The following is a 17,315-nucleotide window of genomic DNA, read 5'->3' on the forward strand; positions in this document are numbered from 1 at the left end:
GACACTACCGCCACTATCTTTTAGCTGCTGACGCTCTCGAAATCCATACGACTGTTCTAAGTTAAATGCTTTGTAGTGATAAACAGCTTGCCTGAGCGCTGCTATAGCTGGAGTTGCTGTAACGGAATCTTGCAGGTTTTCTTGTTTGGCTAGCTGAACTGCATTGGTAGCGGCTACTAATGCTTCTAACGATTGATCGTCTAGCAAAAATCCTTTCGAGGCATTTGCTTGGGCCAAAATGGTTTGTTCCTGCGCTGTCAGCCGCAGCGCCTCTGCCTCTCGCCGCCGCACCTCCGCCACCACCCCAAACGGTACCGCCACAAACAGCACCGTCGCCATCACCGCCAGCGCCGCCCTCGCTCGCTGCAGCCGCTTCATCCAGTTCACCGGCAGGTGTTCCTTCACCCACCCCTCATCAAACACCGCCCGGTAAATCGGGTTGCGCACCTGCAAGGTTCCGGTTGCTGCCTCTCGCCGCACCGCCCCCGACAGCTTCAGGTGCGATTTAATGATTGACTGCTCCTCATCCAGCACCGGCTGACGGCCCCGCCACACCTGCCGGTACACGCTCAGCACCTCGTAAGTGTCTGGAGCGCGCTGCGTCAGCATGTCCCGCACAAACTGCAAATTGTTGTCCTGTCGCTGACTGGTCGCGCTCAAAAACGTGCTTTCCACCAGGCCGTCAATGTCAGATTGGGCCACCGCCCCGTCAGGCCGCTGCTCCACAAACGTTTGACAAAGCCGCTGCGTCAGATAGGGATGGCCGTGAGTCCAGTCCAGCACCCAGCCCAACACCTGATCCGCATTTGTCACCGCCAGCCCAGTAGCAAAGGGCAGTGCCTCTTCCAGGCTAAAGTCCGTCAGATCCACCCGCTGCCCCACATTAAAAGGCGTCCGCTGCGGATCGCGGATTAAATCCCCCGGCGTCGCCACCCCAATCAGCACAAAAGAAAGTCTCTTTAGCTCTGGGTTTTGCGCCCGCGCCGTGTAGAAATAGCGAATGGCGACAAAAAAGTCGTCCGTGAAGCTGAGGCTCAGCGTCGTGTCGATCTCATCGACAAAAATGACGATCTGCTGCGTCACCTCTGCCAGCAATACCCCCTGCACAAACCGGGTCAGTCGCTGCGTCACCCCCAAATGCTCGTGCTGCTGCCACCAGCCATAGACATCGGTATCCAGCATTAGCTGGTCTTCGATTTCCGTCAGCAGCCCCAGATACCAAGACTCAGCCGTGACCTCAGTGCCGATTTTGGTCAAGTCAATAATGACGGTTTGAATGCCCTGCTGCTGCAGCCGTTCCGCCGTTTGCACCATCAGGCTCGACTTACCCATCTGCCGGGGCGTCAGCACATAGCCAAACTGGCCCTCCTGGCAGAGCTGTAGCAGTTCCTCATCCGCCCGCCGCGACAAGTAGACGCCGCCGCCCGCCTGAACCGTCCCGCCCGTGGTGAAAAAAGCCAGATCAGCCATTGAGGTGCTCCCCAAAATAATCCGCATAGAGCTGACAGCGGGGGCTTACCGTATGGCCCTCCCGGCAGACTAGCCCCGCCCCGTGTAGCCGAAAGAAAATACGTTCATCCGGGCAAGTCCGTCGCCGCAGCACCTGCAAAAAGCCTTCCACCAGCGCCTGCTTGCCGTAAATGCGAAACAGATGATAACGCAAATGATCGCCAAACGGGCCGCGCTCATCCGTAGCGCTAGCAAACAGTTCGGCTGCCGTTAGACGACCACTGGCGACCAGGTACAAAGCGCGTCTCACTAAGTAGGGATGCCCGTTTACCAGAGCCATAAGCTGCACCTCTTCGCGCAGATTTAAGGGCGTGCCATGTAGCATATTGAGGCCACGCACCTGCTCCGGGGTAAAGTCATCCAGCCGCAGCACCTGCCCCACATTAAACGGCGACTGATTGAGATCGTCAATCAGTTGATAAGGCTCAGTTGAGGTCACCAGGGCTAGATCGAGCTGTTTCCAAATGGGGTTAGTGGCTCGGTTGTTGTGCCAGCTCCGCAACATGCTGAAAAAGTCATTGCGAAACGGCGTATCAAAAATACGCTCTACCTCGTCCATCGCCAGCACCAGCGGCTGGCCCACCCCCTTCAACAGATGCTTGCCGACGTAGCGCGTGCAGCGCTGATTGTTGCTGACAGGACGCTGCCAATACTCGGCCACATGATCATCAAGATCTAGCTCATCGGTGAGACAGGTGCAAAATTGCTGGTAGAAGTCATCGGCATTTTGCAGCGCCACGCGGTCAAAAAGCTGAAAATCTAGAAAAACAACTTGTTTACCCACCTCTCGGGCCGCCGCGATCGCCCGAATCAGCAGCGAACTTTTACCCATCTGCCGGGGGCCTTTAATCGTCACCGTCACCCCCTGCCGCCGGATAGTTTCCAGCGCCACGGCATCGGCAGGACGCTCCACATAAAATCTGGACTCTGGATCCATCGTGCCTTCCGGCAGCTCCAGCGGCTTGGCCGTTGCGGCTTGGGGCTGGGCCGAAGGCGAAGGTCGCGGAATGGGTTCAGTCGGAGTGAGCTGGAGTACCTGCGTTTTGGCCGCTAAGTTATCTAAGGGCAGAGAGCCGCCCGCGATCGCCTGCTGCAGCTCAGCCACCAGCCGGGGCGTATCAGTCGCTTGCTCCCATATCGCCCAGTTAATCGGATCAAGATACACGCTCAGGGGATACTGAAACGGTTCTCGATAGGCTAGGCGCACAGGCAAGAGCTGGGGCTTGCCCTGCCGCTCACGGGCGACCTCATGGGCAAGGCTCACCTCTTGCAAAACCATCTCACTCTGGACGGACTGCTCAGAGAGCAAGACGATTAGGGCATCAGCCTGACGAATTTCTGTTTCAATGCGCTCGGCCCAGCGCGTCCCCACCAGCATTGTCTGATCAATAAACACCGAATGCTGTAGTTCTAGCGCTTCAAAGAGAGCCATTGCTACCGATTCATCCGGCATTACGTTGCGTTTGTAGCTGATGAATAAGCGCTGTGGCGGCGTTGGTGGCGGCGGGTCAGCGATCACGACTGTCTGTGCATTCAAGACGGGTACCGACGTTTCGGGGATGCCTTCTAAATCAATCGCACTCAGACCAAATTCAAAGGCATCTGTGTAGCTGCGCTCATAGCCCAGCGCATCATAAAACCCAATAGCAAACTTGCGGGCCGCCACGTCGCCGATCGCCTGCCGCATTCCCACCACGTAGTCAACATGCTCGGCGATCGCTTCAGCCTGCACCACCGAGTAACAGGCATTTAGCACCACACACTTAACGCTGGGACAGAGCTTAAACAAGCGCGCTAAAGCCTCAGCGCTGACTAGCTTGGCCTCACCATTCCGGTCTTCAAGCGCTAACCCATTCTCACCTACCCCATGCCCAGAAAAGTGCACGATCTGAGGTTCATGTTCCAGCAGCGATCGCCGCAGATCATCCGTTCGCACCGCCCACTGCGCAATTAGCTGAAACTGATCGCGTCCCCTCGAGAGCTTTAAGCCTTCCTGAATGTCCCGCACCTCTTCATCAAGGCGCCGTTGTTCTGTATCAAGCGGGTTAGCCGCCAGGATCAGAATTTTACGGACAGCAGCCTTGTTTGCAGACATGGGTCAATTGGTAGTGAGTTAGCCCATATTCATCATATCCAGTGAATCTGTTCTGATTTCAGGCTCAAGTCGACTCAATCCGCTCCTCCGTCTTGGCATGGAACCAATGAATCCGATCGCTCGGCAGCGCCAGCGTAATGTCCTCATTGTTCCAGTGAGCATCAGACGGCAGCAGCGCCCGCAGCGCCCTATCCGGCTCACCGTCCACGTGAATGCTGAGCAAATAGCTCATGCCCAAATTCTCCACCAAAAAGACCTTGCCGTGTGCCTTCGTCACGTCTTCCTCTGGCTGGGCCAAGCGCACATGCTCCGGGCGAATGCCTAGAATAATTGCCTGGGGCGATCGCGCCGCTTTGGGCAGCGGTATTTTGAACTCTCCCAGAACAGCATGATTGGCCTGACAGGGCAGCGACATCAGGTTCATCTGAGGACTACCAATAAAGCCCGCCACAAACCGATTGGCGGGGTTGGTATAGATCACCTCTGGGGTATCGAGCTGCTGCAACAGCCCCTTATTCAACACCGCCACCTTAGACGACAGCGTCATCGCCTCAGTTTGGTCGTGGGTAACATAGACCACCGGCGACTTCTGCTTTTGAAAAATTTGCTTCAGATCTGCCCGCACCTGCTCTCGCAGCAGCGCGTCTAGGTTACTCAGCGGCTCATCTAGCAAGAATATATCTGGCTCCCGCACCAGCGCCCGCCCCAGCGCTACCCGCTGCCGCTGACCGCCAGAGAGCTTGGCCGGCTTGCGATCGAGCAGCTCATCAAGTCCCAACACTTGGGAGGCTTCCTGAATGCGGGTCTGAATTTCACCAGATGAGAGATTGCGCAGCTTCAGCCCAGACGCCATATTGTCATGCACCGTCATGTGGGGATAGAGGGCATAGCTTTGAAAGACCATTGCAATATTGCGATCGCCCGGCGCTAGGGAAGTCACATTGCGATCGCCAATAAACACCTTGCCGCTGGTAGGCTGCTCCAGCCCGGCAATCAGCCGCAAAATCGTAGACTTACCACAGCCCGATGGCCCCACCAGCGTCAAAAACTCTTCATTTTCCACCTGTAAATCCAGATCTTTTACAGGCACAATCTGACGGCTATAGGCTTTTCTCAGGTTTTTAACTTTGAGCTTTGACATGGCTTACGAATTTTTGAATTGCAAAATTTTGAGTTCGAGGCTGAATTATCCCTTCACCGATCCGGCAGTCAAGCCCTGCACAATCTTGCGCTGGAAAAACAGCACCAGCACAATTAGGGGCAGCGTTCCGATAATGGTAGCCGCCGCCAAAGGGCCATAGGGCACCTCAAAGGAGGTCGTACCGCCTAGCTGAGCCGCCGCCACCGGAATCGTCTTCATGCTCTCGCGGGTGATGAAGGTGAGGGCAAAGATGTATTCGTTCCAGGCAAAGATGAAAGCCAGGATGCCCGTAGTCACCAACGCAGGCAGCGTCATCGGTAGCACAATCTGCCACAGCATTCGCACCGTATTGTAGCCGTCCACTTTGGCCGAATCTTCCAGGTCTTTGGGCAGCTGTTGGAAAAAGCTGCGCATCACCAAAATTGTCAGCGGCAGATTGATCGCCGTATAGGGAATGATCAGCGCCAGATAGTTGTTTGCCAATCCGGCCAGGCGAATCACCTCTAGCAGTCCCAAAAACAGCAGAATATAGGGAAACAGCGTAATCACCAGCACCACGGCTAAAATAATACGCTCCCCCGGAATTCGGAGCCGCGCTAGAGCATAGGCTGCCGGAGAGCCAATCGCCAAGCACAGCACCGTAGAGACAATCGACACCAAAGCGCTGTTGAAAATATAGATATAGAAGCGATTGCGCCGAAAAAGATCAACGTAGTGATCCCAGGTGAGCTGGTCAAAGCTGGGAAAATAAACAACCGAATCCGCCGTGATCGCCGCCGTCGTTTTAATTGAAGTGAGCAGTTCCCAGAGGACTGGCCCCAGGCTGAACAAAACGACAAAGATAATGGCAACCCACTGGAGAATTTTCATCCAGGCAATTCCCTGACTGGGAGCTTTGGCTGACTGAGGGGTTTGCGGTTCTTGAACGGTGGTCATGAGCTTTCAGTTCCTGTGTTGCTGCGTAGCCGCGAGATGTAGAGTCCAGCCAGACCGACAACGGCAATCAAAATCAAAAAGGTGATCACCACCAGCGCCGCGCCGTAGCCAAAGTCCAGGTAGCGCATGACGGTGGCATAGATATAGAGGGAAACCATCTCAGTGGCACCGCCGGGGCCGCCCTCGGTCATCACCTGAATCAGGTCGAAAATGCCGAAGGCTTGGGCAAAGCGAAACAGCATGGCAATTAGAATCTGCGGCATCAGCAGCGGCAGCGTAATCTGCCGGAAGCTCTGCCAGGGGCTAGCGCCATCAATGGCATGGGCTTCGTACAGGTCTTCTGAAATTGACTGCAATCCGGCCAGCAGCAAAATCGCAATAAACGAGGTGGTTTTCCAAACATCTGCCGCAATCACGGACACCATTGCCCAGGTGGGATTCCCTAGCCAGTTGACTGGCTCATCAATGATGTGAAACCAGTTCAGCAGCATGTCGTTCCAGACACCATACTGGTCGTTAAAAATCCAGCGCCAAGCCAGGGCAATCAACGCTGTCGGTAAGGCCCAGGGCAAAATGGCGATCGTCCGCACGGCGCCACGTCCGCGAAAAGCCTGGTTTAGCGCCAGGGCCACACACATACCCAAAATTAGCTCGGTGACGAGGGAAACGCTGGTAAAAATCGCCGTATGCCAGATACTGCCCCAGAAGCGGCCATCGAGGGCCATGCGCACATAGTTGTCAAAGCCAATGAAGACCGTGTCTAGCTCAGTGCTAAGGTTCTGAGCATAGAGGCTGAGCACAAAGGCGCGGAGGATGGGATAGGCATAGACCAGCAGCAGCAGCAATATGGCTGGCAGAGCCAGCAGCCAGCCTGTGCGCACTTCTCTGGCGCGAAGCTTTCCTTGCATGAAGATCTCCTATGACTGCTCAGTTACGTCTCGACCCAGCACCCGGCGCGTCTCGCCGGCGGCGGCGTTCATGGCGTCTTCAGCACTCATCTGGTCGGTGAGGGCGGCGCTGAGGTAGCGCTGCAAAATATCAGAAATTTGAGCGTATTGACCGACCGGCGGGCGCGGCACCGTATTGTTTGCCACCTCCAAAAGCTCCTGGTAGTGATCGTATTTAGCCAGGATTTCAGGCTCGGTAAACAGGTCGCGGCGACTGGGCACGTAGGAGTATTCCAGCGCAAACTCTTTCTGGGACTCGCGGCTGGTCAAAAATTCGACCACTCGCCAGGCTTCATCCGGATGGGCCGCCGTCTTAGAAATGGCAAAGCCCCAGCCGCCTAAACAAGCCGCCGCGTTTTCATCGGGGGCATGAACCATCGGCTTCAGGCCAACCTTACCCTGCACAGTCGCTTCCGCCCGATTGACCTGGGCCCAGGCATAGGGCCAGTTGCGCATAAAGGCGGCATTGCCGTTCTCAAACAGGCGCAGGGCGTCTTCTTCGATGTAGTTGGTGACGCCGGCAGGGGTGATGTCTTGGGCAATGAGTTCTCGCAAAAACTCAACCGCCTGATAGCCCGCTGGGGTATCTAGCCCTACTTCCAAGGTGTCAGGGTTGACCCAAAAGCCGCCATACCCTGCAATCACTTCCACAAAAACGGTTGCGAGTCCCTCATACTGTTTGCCCTGCCAGGAAAAGCCCCAAGGAACAAGACCTTGCTCCTGTAAAGTTTGGGAAGCCTGCTGCAGTTCGGCAAAAGTTTCGGGTGGCTCTAGGCCCGCCTGCTGCAGCAGGTCGGTGCGGTAATAGAGCATCCCCATGTCAGAGCGGAAGGGCATCCGGTAAAAACCGCCGCGATAGCGCCCTGCCCGGACGTCAGCATCTAGAAAGGCAGAGAGGTCTTCCTCACTGACGCGATCGCTCAAATCCATTAGCCATCCCGCCGCCGCAAACTTGGGAATCCAAACCACGTCGGCGTAGACAATGTCATAGGGAGAATCACCTAGCAGAAAGGAGGTGGTGTAGAGGTTTTCCACCGCGTCAGTCGCATTCGGCCCTCGAATCATATCCAGGTCGATATCGGGGTTCTGAGCCTCAAACTCCTGCTCCAAAATTTCTAGCTGATCGACTTCTAGCGATCGCACCAAGAAAGAGACTTGCACCCTTTCCTGGGTGAAGGCATTGAGGCTAGAGAAGAGAATGCCCCCGCAGGCAATCAGCGCGATCGCCAGCCAGCCCAAGCGCGATCGCCGCCAGCGGGGCGAAAACTTTCCGGCTCTAAAGACTCTTAGCAGCGTTTCCCAAATCATGATTTCTGTACTTAAAAGCAGGCCGACAAACGGCTATGACCCGAAGCTAGCGTTCAGGTACGGAATTCACTCTATTGTAAAGAGGGATATCTTTACTAAACGAATAAGGCTATATAGGTTTGCATCTGTTAAGAAACCGAAACCTTACTCAAAGCTAAGCCTGAGACTGAGCCATAAAATCTAGCAAAATCTGCTGATGAGGCTGGCCCAGGGGCCGATCTTCCCTCAGCTTGGGCGCATAGCGATAGCCCCGCCGGATATCGGCAACCGAGCACAGCCCCAGGTCTTGACCTTCATTCAGAGTGAGGCGCTCAACCGGAACGGTGAGCGGGCCGTGATAAATATTGCGAATGACGTGGCTGTAAACGCGGCGATCGAAAAACTTGAGATCTGAGGCCGTATAGCCGATTTCCTCTTGTAGCTCTCGTACTACAGCCGTATCTGCTGACTCTCCTGGATCAATATGTCCGCCAAAAAAGCTCCAGTGCCCTGGATAAACAATGGTAGGCAGATCGTCTCTTAGCTGCATTAGAAACTGATCGTCCCGGTACAAAATAGCGATCGCAACTTCGACCGGCGCGTTAGGCATGGGTAGACCCGGAATTGTTAATTTCTTTCACCCGCTAATATAGCGGTTGCCACAGCAGCATAGGTAGTTTCTAACCGAGGTCATCAGCAGGCGGCAGGCATGGCCCGCCCTACCTGCCGAAGCGGCTCCCGGTTTAGCAGCTTATTTTTTGGTGGTGAGGTTGATAGTGGTGATGTCTTCCCCCGCCGCGATCGCCAGTGCTAGGCCGCGCTCCCCCTTCTGGGCTCCAAAGAAGCCACCCTCGGCAGTTTTCGTAGTGACGCTGATTTCCCAGCCGTCTGCCGCTAGTTCCTGCTCATAGAAGGTCATCACTTCCGCTGGCGTTGCCTTCACTTCTAGCCCCACCAGACTGCCCTGCGGCGCATTGGCAACCGTAGTAATGAGGGCATCGGGATAGAGCGGGATGTCTTCAGGAAAATCTTCTGGCAGTTCCACGCCGGTAGCGTCACTGGAATACTGCACCTCCCCTTCTGCTGACTGAATATTCACTTCGGTCGTGTCTCCCTTCTGGGAGACAGTAGCCTCATTGCCTTCACTATCGCTAAAGGTGCGGGACTGGCCGCAGCCCATCATCAGGGCGATCGCCGGCACTAAGACTAACCCAGCTAGCTGTTTCATCTGCAAACTCTCTGATTCACCACAGGCACAATCTTTCAGTTAAGACTGACGCCCTACTACTCACTCAGGTTGCCACGGCCACTTTCCGCACGTTTGCCAGATTTATTAACGACTGAGCGAGGGCAGATAGTTCACCAAAGCCGGAAAGGCAATAATCAGTATCAGCACCCCAAGCTGCAGCAGGATAAAAGGCAGGGCACCGCGATAGATGTCACCCGTGGTCAGAGTCTTAGGAGCGACACCGCGCAGATAGAACAGGGCAAAGCCAAAGGGCGGTGTCAGAAACGAGGTCTGCATATTAGCCCCAATGATGACGCCGTACCAGACCAGGCCGCTGAGGCCATAGAGCTGCTCGGCAATCGGAGCAAACAGGGGCACCACAATAAAGGCAATTTCAAAGAAGTCAATAAAAAAGCCTAGCCCAAAAATCGTCACCATACTGACGACCAGAAAACCCACCTGTCCCCCCGGCAGATTGGTCAGCAGATCAAAAATGAAGCGATCGCCGTTGAGGCCGCGAAATACCAGGCTAAAGGCGGTCGATCCTAGCAAAATAAAAATCACCATGCTGGTGGTGCGCAGGGTACTGTCGCAGACCTGCCGCAGGCCGTCCCAGCTCAGCTGACGGTTTACTGCCGCTAGGGCCAAAGCGCCCGCCCCGCCCAAAGCACCCGCCTCTGTCGGCGTGGCAATGCCGAAGAAAATACTGCCCAGCACCAGTAAAATCAGCACCAGCGGCGGCACCATCACCTTCAGCACTTTCAAAGCGAGCGATCGCCCCCGCACAGCCAGCAGCTCTTTTGGCAGCGCCGGAGCCAAATCGGGCCGCAGGGTAGCAATTATCAGGACGTGCAGCGCAAAAGCCCCCGCCATCATCAGTCCCGGAATCACAGAGCCTAAGAATAAATCTCCCACCGAAATGCCGAGCTGATCGGCCAGCACCACCAGCACGATACTGGGGGGAATAATCTGTCCCAGCGTGCCGGAAGCGGCAATCACCCCAGCGGCCAGAGACTTGTCATAGCCATAGCGCAGCATCGTCGGCAGAGAAATTAATCCCATCGTCACCACGGTTGCGGCCACAACGCCGGTCGTCGCCGCCAGCAGCGCCCCCACTACCACCACCGCTAGGGCTAGCCCGCCGCGCACCCGGCCAAAGAGCTGCCCCATCGTTTCTAAGAGATTTTCCGCGATGCCCGATTTCTCCAGCATCGCCCCCATAAAAATGAAATAGGGAATTGCCAGCAGCGTGAAGTTCTGCATAATGCCGAAAATTCGCTGGGGCATCGCCGTCAAAAACACAGGCTCAAACACGCCCAGAGAAATGCCGATCAGGGCAAACAGCACCGCCACTCCGCCCAGGGAAAAGGCCACCGGATAGCCCAGGGACAGCAGCACCAGCGCCCCACCAAACATAGCGGGGCCAAGCCACTCATAGGCAAAGGTCATTGCGGCTCCTCCGATTCAGGCTGATGATTCGTCAGCACGGCCAGGTTTTTAATGGCCTCAGAAAATCCCTGCAAAATCAAAAGGACAAAACTGACGATGATGAGACTCTTGATCGGGTAGCGCGGCAGACCGCCTGGATCAGGAGAAGTTTCGCGAATGGCCCAAGAGGCGGCGATCGCCTCCCAAGAGAAAAAGATCACCAGGGCGCAAAACGGCAGCAAGAACAGCAGCGTCCCCACCAGTTCTGCCAGCGCCTTGCGCTTGCCCTGCCAGCGCGACTGAAACACATCCACCCGCACGTGACCGTTGTGCTTCAGCGTGTAGGCCGCCCCCAGCAGAAAGACAATGTCAAACAGATACCACTGGCTTTCAATCAGGGCATTGGAGCTGAGGTTTTGGCCGACAAAGTAGCCCAGATAGCGCCCCACCACGTTCCAAACGCCGATGCCCAGCATGACGAGGATGAGCCAGTAGGCTAGGCGGCCAATGCCCTCGTTGAAACGGTCAATCCAGCCAGCAATTTTGAGCAGCGTTTGCACAGCAATTTGCGATCAGAATAACGATTAGGCGCGATCGCGCCCGCCAGCCGATACAGTAGGAACTTGGCTAACAAATCCCTGTCAGGGACGATGTAGTATTTTACAGCGATGCCGTTCCCTTTCCCTGAACCTAGACAATCTGTAAGACAGCGCTACTCGCAGCTACCGCGCCATCCTTTAATTGTCTGCGCCTCGCTGGTGGAAAATGTAATGAACTTGGGGGCACTGTGCCGCACGGCGGAAGCTTTTCGGCTGCAGGCTTTGGTATTGCCGACACTTGCTGTGACGCAAGACTGGCAGTTTCGTAAGCTGGCCGCCTCCGCCCAGCACTGGCAGCCGTTGCAGGCTTGCGCCAGCGATCGCCTCTTGGAACAAATCTTCCACTGGCAGCAGCAGGACTATCGCGTCTATGCCCTAACCCTCAGCTCTGATGCGGTGCCGCTGACGCAGCATACCTTTCCGGCCAAGTCGGTGCTGGTGCTGGGCCGAGAGCTAACTGGCATTCCGGCAGAAATTGGGCAGGTCTGCGATGGGGCGATCGCCATCCCCCAGTTTGGCCTAGTCGAGTCGCTCAATGTCAGTACGGCAGCGGCGATCGCGGTTTACGAATACATCCGCCAGCAAACGGGCTAAACAGCTTTTTCTATTCGGCGTTTGCCATAATCTCAGCCACTTGCCCTCCTATCTCAGCCGCATAAGCCGCTAGCTGGGCCTCATCCTGCCCGTCAAACGGACGCCCATCCTGACGGTTTAGCACCATCAGCGCCCCCAAAATCTGTTCGTTCTGCCTGATCGGCACCGCCAGAGCTGAGTCGATGCCCAGCGCCGCCACCTGATCTTGCCGTACCCGCAGGTCTCCCTGGGTTTGAGCCACCAGCACTGGACAGCTCTCCTGCAGCACCACGCCGCACAGCCCTGACGTAGCGATTTGGCCGCGTTTGCCAGCGATCGCCCCAGCATGTTTTCCGGCAGCAGCAGCGTAGTAAATGGTTTCCGTATCGGCTTCAGCCAGGGCAACGACAGCGGTTTCAGCCTGCACCAGATTTTGAGCCTGCTGAGCCATTTGTTCTAGAGTCAAAGCACTCATAGGATTTGAAATTAATCGGGGACGCGCTATTGCTTTACATAGACACTAGCGCGATGTTTCGTTTTCTGGCCTAAAAGCGGAGTTTAGTCACCTCAATCGCTTCCTGCAACTCTGTCAGGAGTTTCTCGCGGTTCTTGTACAGACTTAAAAAGCGGGTGGGGGGAATCGAACCCCCATCATTAGCTTGGAAGGCTAAGGTTTTACCACTAAACTACACCCGCAAGTTGGCTGCTTGAGCATATGCTAGGTTAGCACAGTTTCTCGTCAAATGAGGCGCCAGTATGACTCAGTTGGCAGTTACGGCGATGGTCAAATCTGCGTTGGCGGCTGTAATTTGACCGTCGCTTTGGGCTGGATTGAATTCGAAGGTTTGATCCTCTACCAGAAGACACTGCATCAAGCTGTCTACGCCCCCGTCACCGCTGGTATTCATCACAAAAGCATTAGAAACTTGACCGTCAGGTTCTACGGTAATTCTCAGGGTTACAGAAGTTCCGGCCTGGATCGCCCGCAAAGTTGCCGGATTCTCAATTGTGCAAGTCCCTTGCAGAGGATCCAGCTCGATCAGCTGTGGTGCGGAATCCATCAAAGTGGGTTGCTCGCCTGGAATATCACCGGCATCAGGGGTAGGATCTAAGGATAGCTGAGCCACAAAAGCCGCGTTTTGCCCTGTCGCACTACCGCTGACGTTCACCGTCCCTAGGCCATCATCTGATTCTGTCTCCCCCTCGCTATCGTCGCGAGTCTCTTCTGTATTCGCAGCCCCCGTGTCTTCTGAACCAGCAGCGCCACTGTCTTCGCGATTGGTGTTCTCTTCAGGTATGCCTGTGTCACCCGTATTGCGGTCTGGGCGATCGCCCGTGTTTTGGCCCGTATTTTCACCTGCCCGCTGTCCGGTGTCGGCTGCACGCCCTTGCGGCTGACCGACTGCATCCTGAGTTGTTTGGCGATCGCGCGTTTGCGTCCCGCCTGAGGTCGAAGTTTCAACCTCACGAGTCTCCTGGTTCGTGTCTGAGATATCTGAGGAGCCTGTCGCCTCAATAGCCTCTTGGGTGTCTGTAGGCTGAGGTTCTATGGCAGGGTTAGGGGCAGTAGATGATGGGGGGGGAGCTGGCGTATTGGCTTCTGTCGCTGAGGTGGTTGCGGCGGCTGAGGGAGCAGTAACGGCGGCTTCTGTCGCTGTGTCAGTGGGGGTATCAACTAGCTCAATTGGTACGACTGGCGATCCTGACTGTGTCAATGCTGGCTGCGATCGCAGTAGAATCGGCCAGCCCAGCAGCCACACTAGCCCATGCAGCAAAACGGCTAAAGCGGTCAGCTTGGGCCATAGGCGACGCGGATCTCGGTGCCGCAGCCAGATTGGGGCATCAGGAAAGGACACGGCCATAAATTGCTAGCGAGACAGCAGCGTAGAGGATTCTGCCTGAGAATAAACCCTCATTCCAAACGTTAACACTGCTTCGTCAATTCCTCGTAGCTGCAGCGATCCCATTGGCTGCATCTGAGCCTCCGGCAAAAATCGCGCCACCGACTGCGACAGCAAAATACAGTCGGCCTCAGCGGCTTCCTGCAGCCGCGCCGCGATATTGACGCTGGGGCCAATTGCCGTATAGTCAGTTCGTTCAGCACTGCCAAACATGCCGACAACGGCATGGCCTTGATGAATGCCGCAGCGGAACTGCAAAGTTCCTAAGCCTTGAGCCTGCCAGCGCCGATTGAGCTGGTCTAGGCTGTGATACATTTGCTGAGCCGTGGCGATCGCTCGTCGTGCCTGCTGTTCGGGCAGCAGTTCCTCTGGCGCACCGAACAGGGCCAAAATGCCGTCTCCCATAAACTTGTCTACCGTGCCGCCATTGTCAAAAATGACCTGACTCATCGCCACTAGATACTCATTTAGCATGGCGGCTATGCGCTCTGCCTGCAGGCGGGTCGAAAGCTGGGTAAAGCCAATAATATCGCTAAAAAGAACGGTGACTAAGCGCGGTTCCGGCTGTAGGTCGAGCTGTAAATTTCCCTGAGCCGCTTTTTGCACTAAGGCTGGCGGCAGAAATCGCTTCAGCACAGATTCAGTCAGATAGGTATTGAGTTCGGCGACGCGACGCTCATTGGCTTTGAGGGCTAGCAAATTGCGAACCTCAGCTAGCAGTTCCCGATCGTTGAAGGGTTTGGACAGGTAGGCGTCAGCCCCTTCCTCCGCCCCGCTAATTCGGGTGGCGTCGTCAGCTTTAGCCGTTAGCAAAATGATGGGAATGCCCTGAATAGCCTCGTCAGCACGCACCTGACGAATCAGCTCCAAACCAGAGATTCCCGGCATCATCAGGTCTGTCACAATTAGGTTGGGGAGCCACTGCCGAATTGCCGTCAAGCCCATCTCGCCGTCCGCCGCCACCCGCACGCTGTAGCCCGATCGCCGTAAAATATTTGCTACATAGGTTCGCAAATCAGGATGGTCATCCACCACCAAAACGCGAGATTGATGGGGGGAAGCCGGATCGTCTTCAACTTCAGCCAGCGCTTCAGCAATACTTTCTGACGACTGCAGCGCCTCAATGTCGGCTAGCTCAACAGCAGCGCGTTGAATATCAAAGTCAGCCGCATCTTTGAGCAGGCGATGAGGCGGCAAATGCTCTGTGCCAACGGGGAGCTGCACGCTGAAGATAGTCCCCTCGCCATACTTTGAACTGACGGTAATCTGACCGCCATGCAGCTCTACCAGCTCCTTAGCGATCGCTAGGCCCAGCCCCGTCCCCTCAGACTGTCGGCTGGCTGAACCATCTGCCTGACGAAAGCGCTCAAACAAATAGGGGATTTGGTCTGCTAGAATCCCAATGCCCGTATCTTCTATCTGCAATACAACTTGCTGCGGCTCAGCTATCAGCCTCACTATAATCCTGCCGCCAGCAGGCGTAAACTTCATGGCATTTGAGAGCAGGTTGTAAATGACCTTATCAAACTTTTCTAAGTCCAAATACAGGATGGAGCGGGCCGCGGGTAAATCAGTCAGCAGCTCTATCGCTTTGCGATCGCAGTAGGGACGAAAAGCCTCAACCACCCGGCCAATAAACGGTACTAGCTCACAAGGTCTAAAGGTGGGCTGCATCTGCCCTGCATCCAAACGCTGCAGGTCTAAAAGCTGATTTACCAGCCGCAGCAGCCGCCGACCGTTACGCAGGGTTATCTGAGACTGCTCGTAGCTCAGCCCTTGTCCTTGGGCGATCGCCGCCTCTAGCGGACCAATGGTCAGCGTCAGCGGCGTGCGAAACTCATGGGAAATATTTTGAAAGAATTCCGTCTTGAGGCGATCGAGTTCTAGCAGACTCTCAGCCTGCTGGCGCGTTTTTTGATACAGACGGGCCTGCTGCACCGCGATCGCCGCCTGCGCTGCTACAGACTGAGCCAGGTCAATTTCATCTTGCTGCCAAACGCGGGGGCCGGACTGCTCCAAATAGATGCTGCCAATAATGCTACTCTCCGCCAGCAGGGGAACTGCCAGAACGGCGGTTGTAGGGTCAGCTGGGTGAATGCCATTGTCCCCGGCTTCATCATTTTCAGCCTTATGCACATCAATGACGACGGGGCGCTGGGTGGTATTAAGCTGCTGCAAAATGGCGTCATCGGCAATGGCGCTGAGAGCCATCCCAGCGTCAGAGGTTGACTGCGCTGCAGCCTGCATTTCAGGTTCAACCTCAGCAAATGGAGCAGCCGCAACCAAGTCTTCCTCTAAAGCCCGATAGCGGCTAACACAGCGGACATAGCCCGCCTCTGGGAACCAGAGGGAAAGGGCGCATTTATCCACCTTTAAAGCCAGACCCAGCTTTTGAGTAATGGCTGCAAAAATCTGCTGAGGATCTAAGCTGGAGCGAATTGCCTGAGTAATGGTGTTGATTAAGACTTCTCGCTGAGCCAGAGACTGAATCCGCTCGTAAGTCGTCATTTGAGTAACCGCTAGAGCAGCCTGGTCAGCCATCGTCACCAATAGCTGGACTTCATCATTACTCCAGCTGCGGATCTGCCCGCACTCATGCAGCGCTAGAACAGCAACCAGTTCCTGCTTGAAAATCAGCGGTATCAGCAGACTTGATTGAATGCCCAATGACTGATAGACCTGCAGCACATCGGCATCAACCGTCTCTGCCTGCAGAGTAGACCAGTCTGAGCAGCTAACCTGCTGCACTATCTGAGTCTGCCAGATAGTATGCTGCAGCTTGCTGAAGTCTGAAGGCTTGGTTTTAGCAAGCTGATCGGGCTTGCCGTAGACGAAGTAGGGCGAATCGCGGGTAATGTCAAACGTCAGCAGAATACACCAGTCAACCTCAATGGTTTGACCCACTGTATTCACAATAGTCTGCAGCATCTGACGCGAGCTTTCAGCACTATGAATAGTGCTGGTCACCGCGTTGAGCAGGGTTTCCTGGCGCAGCACTCTAGCCAAATCTGCCGTGCGAGCTTCTAAGACACGATGGGTTTCCACCGCCTGCTGCACGATGTTTTTGAGATCGCTTTCTTCCCAAGGCTTCGTCACATATTTGAAGACCTTGCCAGCATTAATGGCCTCTACCAGGTCTTCAACATCCGTGTACCCCGTCAGCATGATGCGAATGATATTGGGATATCGCTCGGCCACCTGACTCAGAAGCTCAGTGCCGCTCATACCCGGCATCCGCTGGTCAGAAATAACCACCGCCATATCCGGCTGCGCTGCCAAAATTTCTAGCGCCGCTGAACCGCTATTAGCCCGAAAAACGCGAAAGCTACGAAAAAATGTGCGATAGAGCAGATCTAGATTGTCTGACTCATCATCGACAACCAGAATTTTAGCTTTAGCAACCGACTTGTCAAAACTTGGCTGAGAGATAACCATGAACTACAGCACAAACCTGGAAAAGCTGTTTATCGATCATTGACTAGCAAAGCTGCCCGCTTTTGAGCTGTTTACGACACCTGCGCTAGACATACGGAAGCGCCCATTAGAACAAAAATTAGGTAGATGCCTTGGGTAATCTATGCTGACTTTGAGTAAGCTAATCAAAGATTCCTCTGAGGGCAATTCGTCACAATACCGTTATTAGACTACTAACCAGCATTCCCATCTGGCCT

At 55.2% G+C, this 17,315-nt stretch carries 14 protein-coding genes and 1 tRNA gene; 1 reads left to right on the top strand and 14 read right to left on the bottom strand.

Annotated elements, in window-relative coordinates; all coding sequences use genetic code 11:
• The 10 genes from QJQ48_RS07805 to QJQ48_RS07850 all read right to left on the bottom strand — a co-directional run.
• The coding region (locus tag QJQ48_RS07805; RefSeq protein ID WP_346290658.1) for an AAA-like domain-containing protein at positions 1-1,470 on the bottom strand (1,470 nt) is incomplete at its 3' end.
• On the bottom strand, positions 1,463-3,604 hold the full coding sequence (locus tag QJQ48_RS07810) for an AAA-like domain-containing protein (RefSeq protein ID WP_346290659.1): 2,142 nt from the start codon (positions 3,602-3,604) through the stop codon (positions 1,463-1,465). The genes QJQ48_RS07805 and QJQ48_RS07810, both read right to left, overlap by 8 nt.
• 64 nt (positions 3,605-3,668) lie before the next feature.
• The gene (locus tag QJQ48_RS07815; protein WP_346290660.1) at positions 3,669-4,745 is read right to left on the bottom strand and encodes an ABC transporter ATP-binding protein; all 1,077 of its coding nucleotides are present in this window, start codon (positions 4,743-4,745) and stop codon (positions 3,669-3,671) included.
• A 45-nt stretch (positions 4,746-4,790) separates the two neighbouring features.
• Positions 4,791-5,681: a carbohydrate ABC transporter permease gene (locus QJQ48_RS07820; RefSeq protein WP_346290661.1), complete on the bottom strand. Its 891-nt coding sequence runs from the start codon at positions 5,679-5,681 to the stop codon at positions 4,791-4,793.
• Positions 5,678-6,589 (bottom strand): carbohydrate ABC transporter permease, encoded by a 912-nt coding sequence (locus tag QJQ48_RS07825; protein WP_346290662.1) that lies wholly within the window; start codon positions 6,587-6,589, stop codon positions 5,678-5,680. Before QJQ48_RS07825 ends, QJQ48_RS07820 begins: the two co-directional genes overlap by 4 nt.
• Before the next feature lie 9 nt (positions 6,590-6,598).
• A complete protein-coding gene (locus QJQ48_RS07830; protein ID WP_346290663.1) occupies positions 6,599-7,936 on the bottom strand; it encodes an ABC transporter substrate-binding protein in 1,338 nt (445 codons plus the stop codon).
• A gap of 154 nt (positions 7,937-8,090) precedes the next feature.
• A complete protein-coding gene (locus QJQ48_RS07835) occupies positions 8,091-8,525 on the bottom strand; it encodes an NUDIX hydrolase (RefSeq protein WP_346290664.1) in 435 nt (144 codons plus the stop codon).
• Positions 8,526-8,666: 141 nt separating this feature from the next.
• Positions 8,667-9,143 carry a hypothetical protein gene (locus tag QJQ48_RS07840; RefSeq protein ID WP_346290665.1) on the bottom strand — a complete coding sequence of 159 codons (477 nt, stop codon included), beginning with the start codon at positions 9,141-9,143 and terminating at the stop codon, positions 8,667-8,669.
• 105 nt (positions 9,144-9,248) lie between these two features.
• Positions 9,249-10,592, bottom strand: coding sequence for a TRAP transporter large permease (locus tag QJQ48_RS07845; RefSeq protein ID WP_346290666.1), 1,344 nt, complete (start codon positions 10,590-10,592; stop codon positions 9,249-9,251).
• Positions 10,589-11,131 carry a TRAP transporter small permease subunit gene (locus QJQ48_RS07850; protein WP_346290667.1) on the bottom strand — a complete coding sequence of 181 codons (543 nt, stop codon included), beginning with the start codon at positions 11,129-11,131 and terminating at the stop codon, positions 10,589-10,591. Before QJQ48_RS07850 ends, QJQ48_RS07845 begins: the two co-directional genes overlap by 4 nt.
• 108 nt (positions 11,132-11,239) lie before the next feature.
• Between QJQ48_RS07850 and QJQ48_RS07855 the strand changes: the two genes are divergently transcribed.
• Positions 11,240-11,764 (top strand): TrmH family RNA methyltransferase, encoded by a 525-nt coding sequence (locus QJQ48_RS07855; RefSeq protein WP_346290668.1) that lies wholly within the window; start codon positions 11,240-11,242, stop codon positions 11,762-11,764.
• 10 nt (positions 11,765-11,774) lie between these two features.
• Here the strand turns inward: QJQ48_RS07855 and QJQ48_RS07860 are convergent, their stop codons facing one another.
• The 4 genes from QJQ48_RS07860 to QJQ48_RS07875 form a co-directional block, all read right to left on the bottom strand.
• Positions 11,775-12,218: a GAF domain-containing protein gene (locus tag QJQ48_RS07860; RefSeq protein ID WP_346290669.1), complete on the bottom strand. Its 444-nt coding sequence runs from the start codon at positions 12,216-12,218 to the stop codon at positions 11,775-11,777.
• A 150-nt stretch (positions 12,219-12,368) separates the two neighbouring features.
• Positions 12,369-12,439 (bottom strand) — tRNA-Gly (locus QJQ48_RS07865).
• Between the two features lie 65 nt (positions 12,440-12,504).
• Positions 12,505-13,605: a hypothetical protein gene (locus QJQ48_RS07870; protein ID WP_346290670.1), complete on the bottom strand. Its 1,101-nt coding sequence runs from the start codon at positions 13,603-13,605 to the stop codon at positions 12,505-12,507.
• A gap of 6 nt (positions 13,606-13,611) precedes the next feature.
• Positions 13,612-17,079, bottom strand: a complete 3,468-nt coding sequence (locus QJQ48_RS07875) for a response regulator (RefSeq protein ID WP_346290671.1) — start codon at positions 17,077-17,079, stop codon at positions 13,612-13,614.
• Positions 17,080-17,315: the final 236 nt, after the last annotated feature.

The organism is Sphaerothrix gracilis Ecp01, assembly GCF_030405905.1.
Taxonomy (GTDB): domain Bacteria; phylum Cyanobacteriota; class Cyanobacteriia; order Phormidesmidales; family Phormidesmidaceae; genus Sphaerothrix; species Sphaerothrix gracilis.